Origin of the sequence: Mesorhizobium sp. B2-3-12 (assembly GCF_006442205.1) — a bacterium.
GTDB lineage: Bacteria > Pseudomonadota > Alphaproteobacteria > Rhizobiales > Rhizobiaceae > Mesorhizobium.
In genome coordinates this window covers 160,307-179,438 of the sequence record NZ_VFVR01000002.1, presented here as the reverse complement: position 1 = coordinate 179,438, position 19,132 = coordinate 160,307, and the positions used below count along the sequence as shown (strand labels likewise).

General features: G+C 64.6%; 17 protein-coding genes. 13 read left to right on the top strand and 4 right to left on the bottom strand.

Annotated elements, in window-relative coordinates:
• The first annotated feature begins 171 nt into the window (after window positions 1–171).
• Complete coding sequence (locus FJ948_RS06140; protein WP_140702573.1) at window positions 172–2,634, top strand: DNA translocase FtsK; 2,463 nt, start codon at window positions 172–174, stop codon at window positions 2,632–2,634.
• A gap of 69 nt (window positions 2,635–2,703) precedes the next feature.
• On the opposite strand, the gene fsa is transcribed toward FJ948_RS06140, so the two are convergent.
• Complete coding sequence (gene fsa, locus FJ948_RS06135; RefSeq protein ID WP_140702571.1) at window positions 2,704–3,360, bottom strand: fructose-6-phosphate aldolase; 657 nt, start codon at window positions 3,358–3,360, stop codon at window positions 2,704–2,706.
• A 91-nt stretch (window positions 3,361–3,451) separates the two neighbouring features.
• Between fsa and FJ948_RS06130 the strand changes: the two genes are divergently transcribed.
• Window positions 3,452–5,635, top strand: a complete 2,184-nt coding sequence (locus FJ948_RS06130) for a primosomal protein N' (RefSeq protein WP_140702569.1) — start codon at window positions 3,452–3,454, stop codon at window positions 5,633–5,635.
• A gap of 10 nt (window positions 5,636–5,645) precedes the next feature.
• Here FJ948_RS06130 and FJ948_RS06125 read toward each other — a convergent pair whose 3' ends face one another.
• Together FJ948_RS06125 and FJ948_RS06120 are read right to left on the bottom strand one after the other, a co-directional pair.
• Window positions 5,646–6,092, bottom strand: a complete 447-nt coding sequence (locus tag FJ948_RS06125; RefSeq protein WP_140702567.1) for a type II toxin-antitoxin system VapC family toxin — start codon at window positions 6,090–6,092, stop codon at window positions 5,646–5,648.
• Window positions 6,089–6,334, bottom strand: a complete 246-nt coding sequence (locus FJ948_RS06120; protein WP_140702565.1) for a type II toxin-antitoxin system Phd/YefM family antitoxin — start codon at window positions 6,332–6,334, stop codon at window positions 6,089–6,091. The genes FJ948_RS06125 and FJ948_RS06120 overlap by 4 nt, the downstream gene beginning before the upstream one ends.
• Window positions 6,335–6,402: 68 nt before the next feature.
• Between FJ948_RS06120 and FJ948_RS06115 the strand changes: the two genes are divergently transcribed.
• The 7 genes from FJ948_RS06115 to FJ948_RS06085 all read left to right on the top strand — a co-directional run bounded on the left by FJ948_RS06115 (window position 6,403) and on the right by FJ948_RS06085 (window position 13,044).
• Window positions 6,403–7,098, top strand: a complete 696-nt coding sequence (locus FJ948_RS06115) for an aspartate/glutamate racemase family protein (protein ID WP_140702563.1) — start codon at window positions 6,403–6,405, stop codon at window positions 7,096–7,098.
• Window positions 7,099–7,193: 95 nt separating this feature from the next.
• Window positions 7,194–7,589: a DUF4345 family protein gene (locus FJ948_RS06110; protein WP_140702561.1), complete on the top strand. Its 396-nt coding sequence runs from the start codon at window positions 7,194–7,196 to the stop codon at window positions 7,587–7,589.
• Window positions 7,590–7,835: 246 nt separating this feature from the next.
• Window positions 7,836–8,396: a F0F1 ATP synthase subunit delta gene (locus FJ948_RS06105; RefSeq protein WP_140702559.1), complete on the top strand. Its 561-nt coding sequence runs from the start codon at window positions 7,836–7,838 to the stop codon at window positions 8,394–8,396.
• A complete protein-coding gene (gene atpA, locus FJ948_RS06100; RefSeq protein WP_140702557.1) occupies window positions 8,396–9,925 on the top strand; it encodes a F0F1 ATP synthase subunit alpha in 1,530 nt (509 codons plus the stop codon). The genes FJ948_RS06105 and atpA overlap by 1 nt, the downstream gene beginning before the upstream one ends.
• A 46-nt stretch (window positions 9,926–9,971) precedes the next feature.
• Window positions 9,972–10,859 (top strand): F0F1 ATP synthase subunit gamma, encoded by an 888-nt coding sequence (locus FJ948_RS06095; protein WP_140702555.1) that lies wholly within the window; start codon window positions 9,972–9,974, stop codon window positions 10,857–10,859.
• A 70-nt stretch (window positions 10,860–10,929) separates the two neighbouring features.
• On the top strand, window positions 10,930–12,525 hold the full coding sequence (atpD, locus tag FJ948_RS06090; protein WP_181173576.1) for a F0F1 ATP synthase subunit beta: 1,596 nt from the start codon (window positions 10,930–10,932) through the stop codon (window positions 12,523–12,525).
• A gap of 111 nt (window positions 12,526–12,636) precedes the next feature.
• Window positions 12,637–13,044, top strand: a complete 408-nt coding sequence (locus FJ948_RS06085) for a F0F1 ATP synthase subunit epsilon (protein ID WP_135883279.1) — start codon at window positions 12,637–12,639, stop codon at window positions 13,042–13,044.
• 100 nt (window positions 13,045–13,144) lie between these two features.
• On the opposite strand, the gene FJ948_RS06080 is transcribed toward FJ948_RS06085, so the two are convergent.
• A complete protein-coding gene (locus FJ948_RS06080) occupies window positions 13,145–14,653 on the bottom strand; it encodes a mannitol dehydrogenase family protein (RefSeq protein WP_140702553.1) in 1,509 nt (502 codons plus the stop codon).
• A gap of 131 nt (window positions 14,654–14,784) precedes the next feature.
• Between FJ948_RS06080 and uxaC the strand changes: the two genes are divergently transcribed.
• The 4 genes from uxaC (at window position 14,785) to FJ948_RS06060 (ending at window position 19,127) form a co-directional block, all read left to right on the top strand.
• A complete protein-coding gene (uxaC, locus tag FJ948_RS06075; RefSeq protein WP_181173575.1) occupies window positions 14,785–16,245 on the top strand; it encodes a glucuronate isomerase in 1,461 nt (486 codons plus the stop codon).
• A gap of 33 nt (window positions 16,246–16,278) precedes the next feature.
• Entirely contained in the window at window positions 16,279–17,256 is a 978-nt protein-coding gene (locus FJ948_RS06070; RefSeq protein ID WP_140702549.1) for a TRAP transporter substrate-binding protein, read from the top strand.
• Window positions 17,257–17,318: 62 nt separating this feature from the next.
• Complete coding sequence (locus tag FJ948_RS06065) at window positions 17,319–17,843, top strand: TRAP transporter small permease (protein ID WP_140703877.1); 525 nt, start codon at window positions 17,319–17,321, stop codon at window positions 17,841–17,843.
• 3 nt (window positions 17,844–17,846) lie between these two features.
• The gene (locus FJ948_RS06060; protein WP_140702547.1) at window positions 17,847–19,127 is read left to right on the top strand and encodes a TRAP transporter large permease; all 1,281 of its coding nucleotides are present in this window, start codon (window positions 17,847–17,849) and stop codon (window positions 19,125–19,127) included.
• Window positions 19,128–19,132 lie beyond the last annotated feature (5 nt).

Sequence of the window (19,132 nt, the reverse complement as noted above, 5' to 3'; positions counted from 1 at the left end):
CGTCATGGCAGAGGGCTTGCCCCTTTCTGGTCCTGCCCGACATCCCCGGAAATTCCAATTTGTCGATAGGGCCTCGAAAAAAATTCGACTGCTCCGGGACCCGCGGCGGGAAGTAACTGTTAACCACTCGCTCCCTATTGGTCAGCGGTCGGTTCACAGTGAGTCCTCAGAATGGAAGCCAGGCGTTTTTCTCGGGTCAATTCGTTGCACGCAAGCGCGCCCGACGACCCCGAAGGGGAGCGTTCCGGCGGTCCGGGCGGCAAGGTGGACGTCGCCCGGTCTGGTGCTTCCCAGGCGAGCCATTTGGCGCGGGCGAACGCCAAGCCCGCGACGGACAATACTGCCCCGCAGCACGGCGACACCGAAAGCCCTGCCTGGCAAGAGTATTTCTTCCTCGCGCCCAATGTGCGGTTTACACGCACGCCAGACTATGAGCCAAAGCAGCGCCAGCCGCACGACGAGGTGGTCGAGCAGACCGCGGCACAACCACTTCCAACGCGGCAGGCCGGGCCTGCCACCGTCGCCCATCGCGGACCGCCAGCATCCGCGCCAGCTCAGGCGGCGCGCGCCGTCGAGAGGGCGCAAGGCGTTGCGGCCACGGTTCAGATGATGCCCGCAGCGGCACCCGCCGCCGCCGAAAAAGCCCGGCGGCCTTATCTTTCGGATCACGCCTTCTTCGAGGGTCTGGCGCCGCTTCTGGTCGACGTGACCTCGCCGGTCCGGCCGATCAGCCGGGTCGCGCCCGCACCGGTCGCGGCTCGGCCGCTTGCCGGGCGGACCGCCATCTCCGCGTCCGCCGTGGCCGATGTCACCGCCTTGTTCCGTGTCATCGAATGCCTTCCGGGCCAGGCCCCGCCCACCTTGCCGGACGTCCTTCCGGCCAACTCCAACAAGGCAGCGATCGAGCCGTCCGTTCCGGCTGGCAGGGCCGCCCGGCAGGCTCGGGCGGCCGCCGCCATCGCACCCGCCGCAAGCAGCGCGGCCCCGGCGCCGACTGTGCAACGCGTCGGGGAAACCGTTCCCCCAGCGCGCGCACCGTCGCTGCCCATGGCCGGCAAGCTTGCGCAGCCGATAACAGGCGAAAGCTACGAGCTTCCCTCGGAGGAACTGCTGCAGCAGCCACCCGAGGGCCAGGGCTTCTATATGTCGCAGGAGCGGCTCGAGCAGAATGCCGACCTCCTGGAAAGCGTGCTCGAGGATTTCGGCGTGCGCGGCGAAATCATCCACGTTCGTCCCGGTCCGGTCGTCACCCTCTATGAGTTCGAGCCGGCGCCGGGCGTCAAATCCTCCCGGGTCATCGGTCTTGCCGACGATATCGCCCGCTCCATGTCGGCGGTATCGGCGCGCGTCGCGGTGGTGCCCGGCCGCAACGTCATCGGCATCGAGCTGCCCAACGAGACCCGCGAGACCGTCTATTTCCGCGAGCTGATCGAATCGCAGGGTTTTCGCAAGACCAGCTGCAAACTGGCGCTTTGCCTGGGCAAGACGATCGGCGGCGAACCTGTCATCGCCGAGCTGGCGAAGATGCCGCATCTGCTCGTCGCCGGCACCACCGGCTCGGGTAAGTCGGTCGCCATCAACACCATGATCCTGTCGCTGCTCTACCGGCTGAAGCCGGAAGAGTGCCGGCTGATCATGGTCGACCCGAAGATGCTCGAACTCTCCGTCTATGACGGCATCCCGCACCTCCTGACCCCCGTCGTCACCGATCCCAAGAAGGCCGTCACCGCGCTCAAATGGGCGGTGCGCGAGATGGAGGACCGCTATCGCAAGATGGCGCGGCTCGGCGTGCGCAACATCGATGGCTACAACGAGCGCGCCGCTCAAGCCCGCGACAAGGGCGAGACGGTCGTCATGACCGTGCAGGCCGGCTTCGAGAAGGGCACCGGCGAGCCGCTGTTCGAGCAGCAGGAAATCGACCTCGCGCCGATGCCCTACATCGTCGTCATCGTCGACGAGATGGCCGACCTGATGATGGTCGCCGGCAAGGAGATCGAAGGCGCCATCCAGCGTCTGGCGCAAATGGCGCGCGCGGCCGGCATCCACCTGATCATGGCGACGCAGCGCCCTTCCGTCGACGTCATCACCGGCACCATCAAGGCCAACTTCCCGACACGGATTTCCTTCCAGGTCACTTCCAAGATCGACAGCCGTACCATTTTAGGCGAGCAGGGCGCCGAGCAGCTGCTCGGCCAGGGCGACATGCTGCACATGATGGGTGGCGGGCGCATTGCCCGCGTGCACGGCCCCTTCGTTTCCGATGCCGAGGTCGAGCATGTCGTGGCTCATCTGAAGGCGCAGGGCCGTCCCGAATATCTGGAGACCGTGACGGCCGACGAGGATGAAGAGGAAGAGGAAGCCGACCAGGGCGCGGTGTTCGACAAGGGGTCGGTCGCGGCCGAGGACGGCGATTCCAGCTATGACGAGGCGGTCAAGGTGGTGTTGCGCGACAAGAAATGTTCGACGTCCTACATCCAGCGCCGTCTCGGCATCGGTTATAACCGCGCCGCTTCGCTGGTCGAGCGCATGGAGAAGGAAGGTCTGGTCGGCGCGCCGAACCATGTCGGCAAGCGCGAGATCATGGCGGGCAAGCGCCAGCCGCCGGCCGCGCCCGGCGATGACGACGCGGATTGAGCTGCAGGTGCCACCAGACCAACAAAAAAGGCCGGTTGCCCGGCCTTTTTTGTTGGAAGCTGAATGGTCTCAGCCGATCTTCTGGCCGGTCTTGGCCCAGTCGGCGGTGAACTGCTCCAGACCCTTGTCGGTCAGCGGGTGTTTCACCAATGCCTTCAGTGTGGCCGGCGGCGCGGTGACGACGTCGGCGCCGATGAGCGCCGCCTGCTTGATATGGTTCACCGTACGCACGGAGGCGACGAGGATTTCGGTCTGGAAATCGTAATTGTCGTAGATCTGACGGATTTCCTGGATCAGCTCCATGCCGTCCGCGCCGGTGTCGTCGACGCGTCCGACGAAGGGCGAAATGAACGAAGCGCCGGCCTTGGCGGCGAGCAGCGCCTGGTTGGCCGAGAAGCACAGCGTCACATTGACCATGCGGTTCATTTCGGTGCGGATCGTCTTGCAGGCCCTCAGGCCGTCCAGCGTCAGCGGCACCTTGATGCAGACATTGGGCGCTATCTTGGCCAGCACCTCGGCCTCGGCCATCATATCCTTGTACTCGCTCGCCACGACTTCCGCCGAGACCGGGCCTTTGACGATGTCGCAGATCTGCTTGGTGACATCGGCGATCTTGCCGCCGGATTTGAGAATCAGCGACGGATTGGTGGTGACGCCGTCGAGCAGTCCCAGATCGTTCAGCTCACGGATATCCTTGACGTCGGCGGTGTCGACAAAAAATTTCATGGCGGGTCTCCTGACGATTTCGTCGTGCTTGGGAAGGCACGTTCAGCGTTGCTCTTTGATCTAGACCAAAGTCGGGGCAAGGTCACGCCTCATGATCGAAGATTCGCCCTTTGTCGCGGCCGCACCGGTGCTGGTGCCAATGCCTGCCGAACGCCCCTACACCTATGCCGTGCCGGCCGGCATGCGCGTGGTGCCGGGCTCGATCGTGCGCGTGCCGCTCGGGCCGCGCCAGGTCGCCGGCATCGTCTGGGACGGCGTGGTCGAGAAGGTCGACGCAAAAAAGCTGCGCCCGATCGAACAGGTTTTCGACTGTCCGCCCATCGACCGCGCGACGCGCCGCTTCGTCGACTGGGTGGCGCAATACACGCTGTCGGCGCCGGGCATGGTGGCGCGCATGCTGCTGCGCGCGCCGGAGGCCTTTGATCCCGAACCCTGGATCGAAGGGCTGCAGCGGACGCTCGTCATGCCCGACCGGATGACGGATGCGCGGGCGCGCGTGCTGGAAACGGCCGAAGGCGGGCTGGCCTGGACGCGCTCCGGGCTCGCGCATGCCGCGGGCGTGTCGTCGACGGTGATCGAGGGGCTGAAGGCGCAAGGCGTGTTCGAGACGGTGATGATCCCGCCGCGCCCGGTGGTGGCCGCGCCCGACCCAAGCTATGCCGTTCCCGAACTGATGCCGGACCAGAGCGAGGCCGCGTCGATGCTGCGCGCCAATGTCGCGGCCGGCGAGTTCAATGTCGCGCTGCTCGATGGCGTCACCGGATCGGGCAAGACGGAGGTCTATTTCGAGGCGGTGGCGGCAGCTCTCGACCGGGGCGGCCAGGTGCTCATCCTGCTGCCGGAGATCGCGCTGACGCACGCTTTCCTCGAACGCTTCCAGCAGCGTTTTGGCGCCAAGCCGGCCGAGTGGCATTCCGACCTGCCGCCGCGAATGCGCGAAAAAGTCTGGCGGCAAGTGGCGGAAGGCGGCGTGCGCGTCGTCGCCGGCGCGCGCTCGGCGCTGTTCCTGCCGTTCAAGGAGCTTGGCCTGATCGTCGTCGACGAGGAGCACGACCCCGCCTACAAGCAGGAAGACCGCGTCTTCTACAATGCGCGCGACATGGCTGTCGTGCGCGGCCATATAGGCGGCTTCCCCGTCGTGCTGGCATCGGCGACGCCGTCGGTCGAAAGCCGGGTCAATGCCAGCCAGGGCAAATACAACCGGGCCGTTCTGTCCGCCCGCTTCGCCGAGGCAGCACTTCCCGATCTCAAATCGATCGACATGCGGCGCGCGCCGCCGGCCCGTGGCGGCTTCCTGTCGCCGGTGCTGATCGAGCATATGCGCCGGACGCTGGAGAAGAAGGAGCAGTCGCTGCTGTTCCTCAACCGGCGCGGCTATGCACCGCTGACGCTGTGCCGGGTCTGCGGCCACCGCTTCGGCTGCCCGGTGTGCTCGGCCTGGCTGGTCGAACACCGCTTTCGCGGCCAGTTGGTCTGCCACCATTGCGGCCACAATGAGCGCCGTCCCGAGGCCTGTCCGGAATGCGGCACGCTCGACCATCTGGTGGCGTGCGGGCCGGGGGTCGAACGCATCGCCGAGGAGGTGGTGACGCATTTCCCTGACGCGCGCACCATCGTGCTGTCGTCGGACATCATGGGGGGTGTACGGCGGTTGCGGCTGGAACTGGAGGCAATCGCCAATGGCGAGGCCGATATCGTCATCGGCACGCAACTGGTCGCCAAGGGCCACAATTTCCCGAACATGACGCTGGTCGGCGTCGTCGACGCCGATCTCGGCCTTGCCAATGGCGATCCGCGCGCCGCCGAGCGGACCTTCCAGCTGCTCAGCCAGGTGACCGGCCGCGCCGGCCGCACCGGCAAGAAGAGCCTTGGCCTGCTGCAGACCTTCCAGCCCGATCATCCGGTGATGCGGGCGATCGTCTCCGGCGACGCCGAATCCTTCTATCAGCGCGAGATTTCGGAGCGCGAACGCGCTGCCTTGCCGCCCTTCGGCCGGTTGGCCGGCGTCATCGTCAGCGCCGTGACCCGGGCGGAGGCGGAAGGCCACGCACGCGGCCTGCGCCGCGCGGCACCGGAGGCGTCGGATCTCTTTGTACTGGGACCGGCCGAAGCGCCGCTGTCCCTGCTCGGCGGCCGCCATCGCTTCCGCCTGCTGATCCAGGGCGAACGGCGCGCCGACATGCAGGGGTTTATCAGGGCCATGCTGGCCGAAGGGCCGAAGGTCAGAGGCTCGGTCAGGGTGCAGGTCGACATCGACCCGCAAAGCTTTTTGTAGCGGGAACTCCTCAGATGTCCCCATTGAACGGATTGAGATAAGCCACACCAAGGGTGGCAAAGTGCTGGACATTGGCTGTCAGCACGGAAAGATCGTTCAAACGAGCAGTCGCGGCGATCAGGACATCCGCCAAACCCGGATTGGAGCCGCATGCGATGGTCGCATCCTCTAGCTGTCCGGCCTCCCGGCCAACGGCTGAGTCGACCGGAATGATGCGTTGATCGAACTCCTGGACAAGCCGTCCGAACCAAAGCGACAACCGGTCCGCTTTTGCCGTTCCGCCGGATCGCATCAATCTCGCAATCCCTCTTTCCACCTCCAGAACGACAATTGAAGACATGTACCAGGTTCCCTGTTCGCGCTGTTCGGCAACCCACTTTTGAATAGGATGCGGGAGTGCGGGACGATCGGGTGCGAAGGCTGAGACAAAGGATCTGTCGAGCAGGTAGCCGTTCAAAGTTCGACGTCCCGGGACGGCGATTCGTTGCGCTCAAGCTCAATGCCGCCGGGATACTGCAACAGAAAGTCCACAAAGTTCCTTTGGGTATCCTGCGGATAAAGCTTTCGCCCCTCTTCGATTGGAACGACCATTGCAGTCGGTTTGCCGTGCCTGGTGATGATTGTAGGCTCACCGTTCCCGGCAGCCTCGACGAGAGCCGACAGTCCTGCCTTGGCCTCCCGAAGTTGCATCGATTTCATGGCAGGGTCTCCTTGTGGTCCCATGTGGTCACAATATAGGAATTGCACAGGAATAGGAACAGCCCGTCATGAAAACCCTTGGCCTCATCGGCGGCATGAGCTGGGAATCGACCGCCATCTACTACCGCCTGCTCAACGAGATCGTGCGCGAGCGGCTGGGTGGGCTGCATTCGGCGAAGCTGCTGCTGTGGTCGTTCGATTTCGCCGAGATCGCCGAGCGGCAGCATCATGGTGATTGGGACGGCGCCGGCGCACTGCTGGCCGATGCCGCGCGCAAGCTCGAGGCGGGTGGCGCGCAAGGCTTGCTTTTGTGCACCAACACCATGCACAAGCTGGCCGATCAGGTGCAGGCGGCCGTGTCGATCCCGCTGATTCACATCGCGGATGCCACGGCGCTAGCGATCAAGCGCGCGGGCATGCAGCGGCCGGCGCTGCTGGCAACGCGGTTCACCATGGAGCAGGACTTTTACAAGGGCCGGCTCGCCGGCAAATACGGCCTGTCGCCAGTCGTACCCGATGCGGCCGGCCGCGCCATGGTGCATGGCGTCATCTATGACGAGCTTTGCCAGGGCATTGTCTCCGAAGCCTCGAAGGCCGCCTATGTCGCGGAGGCAAACCGCTTGCGCCGCGAAGAGGCCGCCGACAGCCTGATCATGGGCTGCACCGAGATCACCATGCTGATCGGCCCGGGCGATTTCGACATTCCGGTTTTCGACACGACGCGCATCCACGCCGAGGCGGCGGTGGAATTCGCGCTCGATTGATGCGCGTCTCCTAAAGTGCCTGGCGCCATCTGGCGCGGCATTTTTCCTCCGCTAGAATGCTCGCGATTTCAAAACAGGCATTTCGAGGGGACACGATGGATTTTGCGCTTCCATGGCCTATGAGCCAAGGCGAATGGCTGGCCTGGTCTAGCGCGGTCTTCACCGTGCTGCTCGGCCTGCTGTTTTTCCTGGCGCCTGGGCTGGCGTTCCGCATCCTGCGCCTGCAGGCAAAGCCTGAGAAGGCGGCGGCGATCGCCGAGGGGCGAGGCCGCATGTCGGGCTTCTATCTCGGTGTCGGCCTGTGCTGCATCCTGCTCGCGCAGCCGCTGGTCTACATGGCGCTCGGCTTCTCCTGGCTGTTCACCGCCTTCGGCCGGCTGCTGTCGATGATGTCGGATGGCGCCAACACGCCTTTCAATTGGGTTTCCATTGTGGTGGAATTGGCACTCGCGGCCTTGCCGCTCGCCTTTGCCTTCGGCTTTGTGCCATGAATCCAAGGGTATTGCGGCCCCCAGGGCCCTGATCATTCGCCGGATGCGACAATAGTGCCTGAAAACCATGCGGAACGACGCATTGCGGTCTTAAAATGCCTGTGCTAGACGGCAATCGACTTTCGGCCGGGGATAGCGGAAGCCGCGCCTCCGTGCTTGGAAAAATGCAGTAAGGTCAAAGATTTAGCCAGAGTTTTTGCTCGCGCCAACAATCTGCGGCCTGTCAGACAAGAGAAAAGACGGTCCGTGGCCCAATCGTCATCGCCAATCTCAGGTGTCGCAGAACGCTATGCCGGTTCGTTGTTCGAACTGGCATCGCAGTCCAATTCGGTGGCTAAGGTCGAGGCCGACCTCAACGGTTTCGAGGCACTGCTCGCGGGCAGCGCGGACCTCACCCGGCTGATCAACAGCCCGGTGTTTTCCAGCGAGGACCAGGCCAAGGCCATCGCGGCGATCGCCGACAAGGCGGGGATCACCGGCCTGACCGGCAATTTCCTGCGCGTCGTCGCCAAGAACCGCCGCCTGTTCGCGGTGCCCGGCATGATCAAGGCGTTCCGCCAGATCGCGGCCGAAGCCCGTGGCGAGGCCTCCGCCGAAGTGACGTCGGCTCATGAGCTGACGGCGGCGCAGCAGACCGAACTCAAGGCAGCGCTGAAGAGCGTTGCCGGCAAGGACGTGACCATCGTCGTCACCGTCGACCCGTCGCTGCTCGGCGGGCTGGTGGTCAAGATGGGCTCGCGCCAGATCGATACGTCGCTCAAAACCAAACTCAATTCGCTCAAGCTTGCACTGAAAGAGGTCGGCTGATGGACATCCGCGCCGCGGAAATTTCCGCAATTCTGAAAGACCAGATCAAGAATTTCGGCAAGGAGGCCGAGGTCTCCGAAGTCGGACAGGTGTTGTCCGTCGGTGACGGTATCGCCCGCGTCTACGGCCTCGACAATGTCCAGGCCGGCGAAATGGTCGAATTCCCCGGCGGCATCCGCGGCATGGCGCTCAACCTCGAAGCCGACAATGTCGGCGTCGTCATCTTCGGCGCCGACCGCGACATCAAGGAAGGCGACACCGTCAAGCGCACCGGCGCCATCGTCGACGCGCCTGTCGGCCCCGGCCTGCTCGGCCGCGTCGTCGACGCGCTCGGCAATCCGATCGACGGCAAAGGTCCGATCAAGGCGGTCGAGCGCAAGCGCGTCGACGTCAAGGCGCCCGGCATCATTCCGCGCAAGTCGGTGAACGAGCCGATGTCGACGGGCCTCAAGGCCATCGATGCGCTGATCCCGGTCGGTCGCGGCCAGCGCGAGCTGGTCATCGGCGATCGCCAGACCGGCAAGACCGCCATCATCCTCGACACGATGCTCAACCAGAAGTCGGTGCACGACAACGGCCCCGAGAAGGAAAAGCTCTACTGCGTCTACGTCGCCGTCGGCCAGAAGCGCTCGACCGTCGCGCAGTTCGTCAAGGTGCTGGAAGAGCGCGGCGCGCTCGAATATTCGATCATCGTCGCCGCCACCGCTTCCGATCCGGCGCCGATGCAGTTTCTGGCGCCGTTCACGGCTTGCACCATGGGCGAGTATTTCCGCGACAACGGCATGCACGCGCTGATCTCTTACGACGATCTGTCGAAGCAGGCCGTCGCCTACCGCCAGATGTCGCTGTTGCTGCGCCGCCCGCCGGGCCGCGAAGCCTATCCGGGCGACGTCTTCTACTTGCACTCGCGCCTGCTCGAGCGCGCCGCCAAGCTCAACGACGATCTGGGCGGTGGCTCGCTGACCGCGCTGCCGGTCATCGAAACGCAGGCCAACGACGTGTCGGCCTACATCCCGACCAACGTGATCTCGATCACCGACGGCCAGATCTTCCTTGAAACCAACCTGTTCTTCCAAGGCATCCGTCCGGCCGTCAACGTCGGCCTGTCGGTGTCGCGCGTCGGTTCGTCGGCGCAGATCAAGGCGATGAAGCAGGTTGCCGGCTCGATCAAGGGCGAGCTCGCGCAGTACCGTGAAATGGCTGCCTTCGCGCAGTTCGGCTCGGATCTCGACGCCGCCACGCAGCGCCTGCTCAACCGCGGCTCGCGCCTGACCGAACTCCTGAAGCAGCCGCAGTTCTCGCCGCTCAAGACCGAAGAGCAGGTCGCGGTGATCTTCGCCGGCGTCAACGGCTATCTCGACAAGCTGCCGGTCAACCAGGTCGGCAAGTTCGAGCACGGCCTGCTCAGCCACATGCGTTCGGCCGGCAAGGCCGTCCTCGAGGCCATCCGCAAGGAAAAGGCGCTGTCGGACGATCTGCGCGCCAAGCTGAAGGCCGAAATCGACGCCTTCGCCAAGACCTTCGCCTGAGCGAAGCGCCAGTCCGGATGAGACAAGACGGGATCAGGTTTGAAGCATGCCTTCATTAAAAGACCTTCGTAACCGTATCGCCTCGGTCAAGGCGACGCAGAAGATCACCAAGGCGATGCAGATGGTCGCTGCGGCGAAGCTGCGCCGCGCACAAGAGGCGGCGGAAGCGGCGCGTCCCTATTCGGAGCGCATGGGTTCCGTCCTGGCCAACATCACCCAGGCGGTCGGCGGCGGTGGCGATGCCCCGGCGCTGATGACCGGAACCGGCAAGGATGACGTGCATCTGCTCGTCGTCTGTACCGCCGAGCGCGGCCTGTGCGGCGGCTTCAATTCGCAGATCGCCCGTCATGCCCGCGACCACATCCGCCGGCTCCTGGCCGATGGCAAGCAGGTCAAGATCATCTGCGTCGGCAAGAAGGGTTTCGACATCCTGCGCCGCGACTATGCCTCGATGATCATCGAGCGCGTCGATCTGCGCGAGGTCAAGACGCTCGGCTTCGTCAATGCCGATGCGATCGCCCGCAAGGTCATCCACCTTTTCAACGAAGGCGCCTTCGACGTCTGCACGCTGTTCTACTCGCAGTTCAGATCGGTGATCAGCCAGATTCCGACCGCGCAGCAGATCATCCCGGCGGCGACCGCCGCTTCGGCCCAGCCCGAAACGGCGGATGGCGCCAGCGCCGTCTACGAGTATGAGCCGGAGCCGGGCGAAATCCTGTCCGACCTCATCCCGCGCAACATCGCGGTGCAGATTTTCCGCGCGCTGCTCGAAAACGCGGCGGGCGAAATGGGCGCCAAGATGAGCGCCATGGACAATGCGACGCGCAACGCCGGCGAGATGATCAACAAGCTGTCGATCACCTACAACCGCCAGCGGCAGGCGCAGATCACCAAGGAACTGATCGAAATCATTTCGGGCGCCGAGGCGCTCTAGGCGCGGTCCGCGGGTCATTGGCCCGCGAACCGGACCGCGTGAGAAACAAAGGACGAAAAGGGTAAAGACGATGGCGAAAGCAGCGACCCCCCAGAAGGCAACCCCGAAGACGGCAGCCCCCAAGGCCGCAGCCCCCGCGAAGGCGGCCAAGGCTCCGGCAGCGGCAGCAAAGGCGGCTCCGGCCAAGGCAGCAGCAGTGCCGGCCAAGGCCGCCGCTGCCAAGACCCAGGCCGTGGCCACCAAGGCCACCGGCGTTGTCGGCAAGGTTCGCCAGGTCATCGGCGCCGTTGTCGACGTGCAGTTCGGCGAGCATCTGCCGCCGATCCTGAACGCGCTCGAGACCAACAATGTCGGCAACCGCCTGGTGCTTGAAGTTGCCCAGCATCTGGGTGAAAACACCGTGCGCTGCATCGCCATGGACTCCACCGAAGGTCTGGTGCGTGGCCAGGAAGTGCGCGACACCGGCGGCCCGATCGCCGTTCCGGTCGGTCCGGGCATGCTTGGCCGCATCATCAACGTCATCGGCGAGCCGGTCGATGAGGCAGGCCCGGTCGACGCGGTCGAACTGCGCTCGATCCACCAGCCGGCTCCGGCCTATATCGAACAGTCGACGGAAGCGCAGATCCTGATCACCGGCATCAAGGTGCTCGACCTCTTGGCCCCCTACGCCAAGGGTGGCAAGATCGGCCTGTTCGGCGGCGCGGGCGTCGGCAAGACCGTGCTGATCCAGGAGCTGATCAACAACATCGCCAAGGCGCACGGCGGCTATTCGGTGTTCGCCGGCGTCGGCGAGCGCACCCGCGAAGGCAACGACCTCTATCACGAGTTCATCGAATCCGGCGTCAACAAGAAGGGCGGCGGCGAAGGCTCCAAGGCGGCGCTGGTGTACGGCCAGATGAACGAGCCGCCGGGCGCGCGCGCCCGCGTCGGCCTGACGGGCCTGACGGTCGCCGAATATTTCCGCGACCAGGGCCAGGACGTGCTGTTCTTCGTCGACAACATCTTCCGCTTCACGCAGGCGGGTTCGGAAGTGTCGGCTCTGCTCGGCCGTATCCCTTCGGCCGTGGGCTATCAGCCGACGCTCGCCACCGACATGGGCGCGCTGCAGGAACGCATCACCACCACCACCAAGGGCTCGATCACCTCGGTGCAGGCGATCTACGTGCCGGCCGACGATTTGACCGACCCGGCGCCCGCGACCTCGTTCGCGCACCTTGACGCGACGACGACGCTGAACCGTTCGATCGCCGAAAAAGGCATCTACCCGGCCGTCGATCCGCTGGACTCGACCTCGCGCATGCTCGACCCGCTGGTCGTCGGCGACGAGCACTATGGCGTTGCCCGCCAGGTGCAGTCGATCCTCCAGCGCTACAAGTCGCTGCAGGACATCATCGCCATCCTGGGCATGGACGAGCTCTCGGAAGAGGACAAGCAGACCGTGGCCCGCGCCCGCAAGATCGAGCGCTTCCTGTCGCAGCCGTTCTTCGTCGCCGAAGTGTTCACCGGCGCGCCGGGCAAGCTGGTCGACCTCGCCGACACCATCAAGGGCTTCAAGGGCCTCTGCAACGGCGACTATGATCACCTGCCTGAAGCCGCCTTCTACATGGTCGGCGGCATCGACGAGGCGGTCGAGAAGGCACAGCGCCTGGCGGCCGAAGCGGCGTAATTCAAGCGAATAGGGAGTAGTGAGTGGTGAGTAGAGAATAGCAGATGTGATCGGGGTCCTTTGCACCCCTTCGCTACTGACTACTCACTATTCCCTACCTGCTAAGTTGATATGGCTGAAGCTTTCAAGTTCGAACTGGTCTCGCCGGAGCGCCTGCTGGTTTCCGCCGAGGTCGAATCCGTCGTCATTCCGGGCGCCGAAGGCGAGATGACCGTCATGGCGCATCACGCGCCGGTCATGACCACGATCAAGCCGGGCGTCGTCACGGTGAAGAACGCCTCGGGCAGCGAAGAACGCTATGTCGTGTTCGGCGGCTTCGCCGACATCGTCCCGGCCGGCTGCACGCTGCTGGCGGAATCGGCTGTCGCGGTGAAGGATGTCGACCGTGCCGATCTCGCGCGCCGCATCCAGGAAGCCAAGGAAGATGCCGCCGATGCCAAGGACGATCAGTCGCGCAGCAAGGCGGAACAGTTCCTTAGCCAGCTCACCACGCTGGAAGGCGCGATCCTGCCGGCCTGAGACTTGCATTGGATGACTTGATGAAAAGTGGGGCATTGCCCCGCTTTTTGTTTGTCGGGTGGCGAGAGAGTTCAGGCAGCGGCGATGTGCCAGATCCGTCCTACGCGCCTTGGGCTTCGATGCCGAGCGCGGCGAAGGCCAAGGTCGTACCGTCCCGCCTGAGGTGGACGAGATGCACGGCCACGAGTTCGATCAGCGTCTGGCGTTCGGCGTGATCCCCGGCGAAGCCGGTCAGGTCGAACACAGCCGTCACGGTTTCGTTCGCCGGCAGCTGCTGGCTCAGAAGTGCCGTCAGTTCCGTATCGAGCGGATCGGTGAAGTGGCCTTCCGGCAATGTCTTTCCCCGCGCCGCGCAGGCGGCGATCCAGGCGGCCACCACCAGCGTCAGGTGCACGAACTCGGTACCGGCCTCGAGGCATTCGATGGCGGAGGCGATGATACGCTGCGGCAGTTTCTGGCTGCCGTCATTGGCGATCTGCGCCGTGCGATGGGCAAGTGCCGTGTTCGAAAAACGCTCGGCAAGTTCGGCCGTGTATGCCGATGTGTCGAGCCCGGCATCCTCGGGCAGCGTCGGTATGGCCTCTCTCCAGAGCGCATCGACGAACTGCCTTATCGCTGGATCGGCGAAGGCGCGGTCGACGGTGGCGTGGCCGCTGAGCAGGCCGAGATAGGCGATGCCCGAATGCGCGCCGTTGAGGAGCCTCAGCTTCATGTCCTCGAAGGGCGCGACATCGCCGACCATGGTGACGCCGAATTTTTCCCAGGCCGGCCGGCCGGCCGGGAAATCGTCCTCGATCACCCATTGGCGGAAGGGTTCCGTCATCACGGGCCAAGCGTCCTCGACGCCAAGTTCGCCTGATATCCGCGCCCGGTCGGCGTCGGTCGTGGCCGGCACGATGCGGTCGACCATGCTCGAGGGAAATGCGACCTGGCCGGCAATGTGGCCGGCGATTCCGGCCTTGCCCGCCGAACCAGGGTTGGCGTCGCGCAGTGTGGCGAATTCGATCAGCAGCCTGTGCAAGGTGGCGCCGTTAGCCGGCAGGTTGTCGCAACACAGCACGGTAAAGGGCGGGGTGCCGGCGGCCAGCCTGCGGGCGAGCGCTTCGGTCAGAAAGCCATGGGCCGTCTTCGGTGTTTGCGGATTGGCGAGGTCGTGGACGATGTCGGGATGCGCCGCGTCCAGCCCGCCGCCGGCAGCCCGCAGATAGGCCTTCTCGGTGATCGTCAGCGTCACGATGCTGGTGCGCGGATCGGTCAGCACCGCCAGCACCGCGGCCGGGTCTTCCGGCGCCACCAGCATCGCGCCGATCGAGCCGATGACATGCAGCGTCTCGCCGTCGCTGCCGCGTACCGCCAGGGTGTAGAGCCCATCCTGCGGCGCCAGCGCGTCTCGCGTATCGGCGCTGCGCAGCGACACGCCTGTTATGCCCCAGCCCATCTCGCCGGCGGCCAGGCATTCATCGATGTAAGCAGCCTGGTGGGCGCGATGAAAGGCGCCGACGCCCAGATGCACAATCCCCGGCGTGACGGCGCCACGATCGTATCGAGGTGCTGCGACCCCGGCCGGCAATGCCTGCGCCGTGCGGTTGGAAAGGCGACCGTCTGTCATTGGATTGCGGCACTCATCTCGTGAACGGGCTGATGGTCTCTGGGCGGACCGCTAGCGGCGTAACATTGGCGGCGTTTGGTCACAATGCTCAGCTTTGCTCAAAAGTCATCATACAACAATCTGATTGTTGTATGTTGACATTATTTCTGGCCGGCCATACCGATAGGGACCCTGGGAGGACGGCCGTGGCACTGACCAATGCGGATTTGCTGTTTCCAGCCGAGGCGCGTCCGCTCTCGATCGCCCGCGATCTCTACGCCGGCATCAAGGACCTGCCCATCGTCAGCCCGCACGGCCATACCGACCCGCGCTGGTATGCGCTGAACGAGCCGTTCCCCGATCCGGCGCAACTGCTCATCGTGCCGGACCACTATATTTTCCGCATGCTGTTCAGTCAGGGCGTGCGGCTTGAGGATCTCGGCGTGCCGACCCTCGATGGTGCGCCCGTCGCGACCGATGGGAGGGCGATCTGGCGGCTGTTCGCCGGACACTATCATCTCTTCCGGGGCACGCCGACCCGGCTGTGGTTCGACCATGTGCTTGCGCATCTGTTCAACATCGAAGAGCCCCTGACGGCCGCAACCGCCGACCGTCACTACGACACGATCGCGACGCTGCTGCAGTGGGACAACTTCCGCCCCCGCGCGCTGTTTGAGCGCTTCAACATCGAGGTCATCGCGACGACCGAAGGCGCGCTCGACGACCTCAAATGGCACAAGATGATCCGCGACAGCGGCTGGCAAGGCCGCGTCGTCACCGCCTACCGGCCGGACGCCATCGTCGATCCCGATTTCGAAGGGTTTTTTGCCAATCTCGATCGGCTCGGCGAGATCACTGGCTGCGACACCGGGAACTGGGCCGGCTATCTCGACGCGCATCGCCAGCGCCGCGCCGTCTTCAAGAGCTTCGGCGCGACGTCCTCCGACCATGGCCATCCGACAGCCGAGACCGCCAATCTTTCGGACGCGGCGGCGCAGGAGCTGTTCAACCGGATCCGTGCCGGCTCGCAGGACGAGCGCGAACGAAAGCTGTTTCGCGCCCAGATGCTGACCGAAATGGCCAAGATGAGCCGGGACGACGGGCTGGTGCTGCAAATCCACCCCGGCTCCTGGCGCAATCATTCGCCTGGAATTTTCCAGAAATTCGGCAGGGACAAGGGCTTCGATATCCCGACCCGCACCGACTATGTGACGGCGCTGAAACCGCTGCTCGACTGCGTCGGGCTGGAGCGCGATCTGACCGTCATTCTCTTCACGCTCGACGAGACCAGTTACGCGCGCGAGTTGGCGCCGCTGGCCGGCGTCTACCCGGCGCTGAAGCTCGGGCCGGCCTGGTGGTTCCACGACAGCCCGGAAGGGATGCGCCGTTTCCGCGAGATGACGACCGAGACCGCCGGCTTCTACAACACGGTCGGCTTCAACGATGACACCCGCGCCTTTCCCTCGATCCCCGCCCGTCACGATTTGGCGCGGCGGGTCGACTGCGCGTTCCTGGCGCGCCTCGTCGCCGAGCACAGGCTGCGCGAGGACGAGGCGCATGAACTCGCGAAGGAGCTTGCCTACACGCTTGCCAAGACGGCGTACCGGCTCTGAGCCGGACGCTCCGATTTTCAAAGGGAGGAAGTCATGTTGCATTTTTCGAAATTGACGGCAGCCACATTCGCCTTCGGCTCGCTGCTGATCGGCATCGCCAATGCCGAGACCGTGCTGCGATCCTCGGATACCCATCCGGACGGCTACCCGACCGTGGAGGCGGTGAAGTACATGGGCGACCTGATCAAGCAGCGCACCGCCGGCCGCTATTCGATCGAGGTCTATCACTCGGCACAGCTCGGCGAGGAAAAGGACACGATCGAGCAGACCCAGGCCGGCGTCATCGACCTCGACCGTGTCTCGATGGGACCGTTCAATGGCATCGTGCCGGAGACCGCCGTACCGTCGCTACCCTACATGTTCCGTTCGGTCGAGCACATGCGCCACGTCATGGACGGGCCAGTCGGCGATCAGATCCTGAAGGCGTTCGAGGCGCATGACCTCGTCGGTCTCGCCTTCTACGATTCCGGCGCCCGGTCCTTCTACAACACCAAGAAGGACATCACCTCGATGGCGGACATGAAAGGCATGAAGTTCCGCGTCATCCAGTCCGACGTGTTCGTCGACATGGTCAATGCGCTTGGCGCCAACGCCACGCCGATGGCCTATGGTGAAGTCTATTCGGCGCTGCAGACCGGCGTTATCGACGGCGCCGAAAACAACTGGCCGAGTTTCGAATCCGCCAAGCACTACGAAGTCGCCAAGCATTACACGATGGACGAACACCAGATCGTGCCGGAAGTGCTGGTCATGTCGAAGGCAAGCTGGGACAAGCTTTCGCCGGAGGACCAGGCGATCGTGCGCCAGGCGGCCAAGGACAGCGTCGTCAAGATGCGCGAACTCTGGGACGCGCAGGAGAAGAAGTCGCGCGGCATCGTCGAGGCCGCGGGCGTCAAGGTCAGCGAGATCGACAAGCAGCCGCTGATCGACGCGATGAAGCCGGTCTATGACAAATACCTGTCGACGCCCGAGCTGAAGGACCTTGCCGCGCGGATACAGGCCGAGAAATGAACGCCAGGGGCAACGGACCAGGCAGTGCGGAGAACTCCGCGCTGCCCTCGCGCGAGCCGGCCATGCGAGGGTTCTGGCTGGATGCGGAGCGCATTCTGTCAGGGCTTGCCCGGCTGGCTCTTTGGGTCAGCGGCGCGGGACTGACGCTGATGACGATCATCATCTTCTGGCAGGTCTTCTCGCGCTATGTGCTGAACCGCTCGCCGAGCTGGACCGAATCCTTCTCGGTGCTGCTGATGGGCTGGTTCATCTTCCTGGGGGCCGCCGTCGGCGTGCGCGAGCGCACGCATCTGGGCTTCGACGTGCTGCTCTATGTCCTGCCTGTTTCAGCCAAGGCGGTGCTGCGCAGCATCTCCGATCTCGTCGTGCTGGCCTTCGGCGCCGGCATGATCGTCTATGGCGTGCAGCTGGCCAGGCTGACCTGGAACACGGTGATGCCTTCGCTGGCTTTGCCGGGCGGCGTCAGCTTCCTGCCGGTCATCCTCGGCGGCGCGCTGGTCTGCCTGTTTTCGCTGGAACGGCTGGCCGGGCGCTTTGCCGGCCTGCCCGTCGACGCCGACATCCATGCAACCGGCGAGGAGCCCTGAACCATGGCGCTGATGGTCCTCTTCGGCACTTTCGTGTTCCTTTTGCTCATCGGCACGCCGATCGCGTTCTGCCTCGGCGTCGCCAGCTTCGCGACGATCCTCACGCTCGGCCTGCCGCCCGTCGTGGTGTTCCAGCGGCTCAATTCCGGCGTCAGCGTTTTTTCGCTGATGGCCATCCCCTTCTTCATCTTCGCCGGCGACCTGATGGTGCGCGGCGGCATCGCCGCGCGGCTGGTCGCGCTGGCGGGCTCGCTGGTCGGCCATTTGCGCGGCGGTCTGGGGCAGGTCAACATCGCGGCGTCGACCATGTTCGGCGGCATCTCGGGCTCGGCGGTGGCGGATGCGTCGGCGGTCGGCGGGCTGATGATCCCGCAGATGAAGGCGCGCGGCTACGGCGTCGACTATGCCGTCAACATCACCTCGGTCGGCGCCATCATCGCCCTTCTCATTCCACCGTCCCACAACATGATCATCTACTCGATTTCGGCCGGCGGCCGTATTTCGATCGCGGACCTGTTCACGGCTGGCGTGCTGCCGGGTCTGCTGCTGGCGCTGTCGCTGATGATAACGGCCTATTGGGTCGCGAGCCGCCGCGGCTACCCGACGGAACCTTTCGCCGGCTTCGGCCGGGCCCTGCAGCTGCTTGTCGCCGCCATTCCCGGCCTCATCCTGATCGCCATCATCTTCGGTGGCGTCAGGTCCGGCATCTTCACCGCGACCGAGAGCTCCTGCATCGCCATCGTCTATGCTTTCCTGGTGACGCTGATCATCTACCGCTCGATGAGCTGGGGCGACTTCGTCGCGGCGACGACGGCCTCGGTGCGCACCACCGCCATGGTGCTGATGATCATCGGCTGCGCGGCGGCCTTCGGCTGGCTGCTCGCCTATCTCAGGGTGCCGGCGGCGCTGGTCGCCTTCCTGCACTCGGTGTCCGACAACAAGCTTGTCATCCTGCTGCTGCTCAATCTCATCCTGCTCATCCTCGGCACATTCATGGACATGTCGCCGCTGATCATCATCACGACGCCGATCTTCCTGCCTGTCGTCATGGCCTATGGCGTCGACCCCGTGCATTTCGGCGTGATCCTCATCCTCAATCTCGGCATCGGCCTTTGCACGCCACCGGTTGGCGCGGTGCTGTTCGTCAGCTGCGCCATCGGCCGCATTCCGATCTGGACGGCGATGCGCTCGATCTGGCCATTCTATGGCGCCGCCTTCGCGGTGCTGATGCTTGTCACCTACATTCCGGAAATCTCATTGTGGCTGCCGAGCCTGTTCCATTAGGAGAT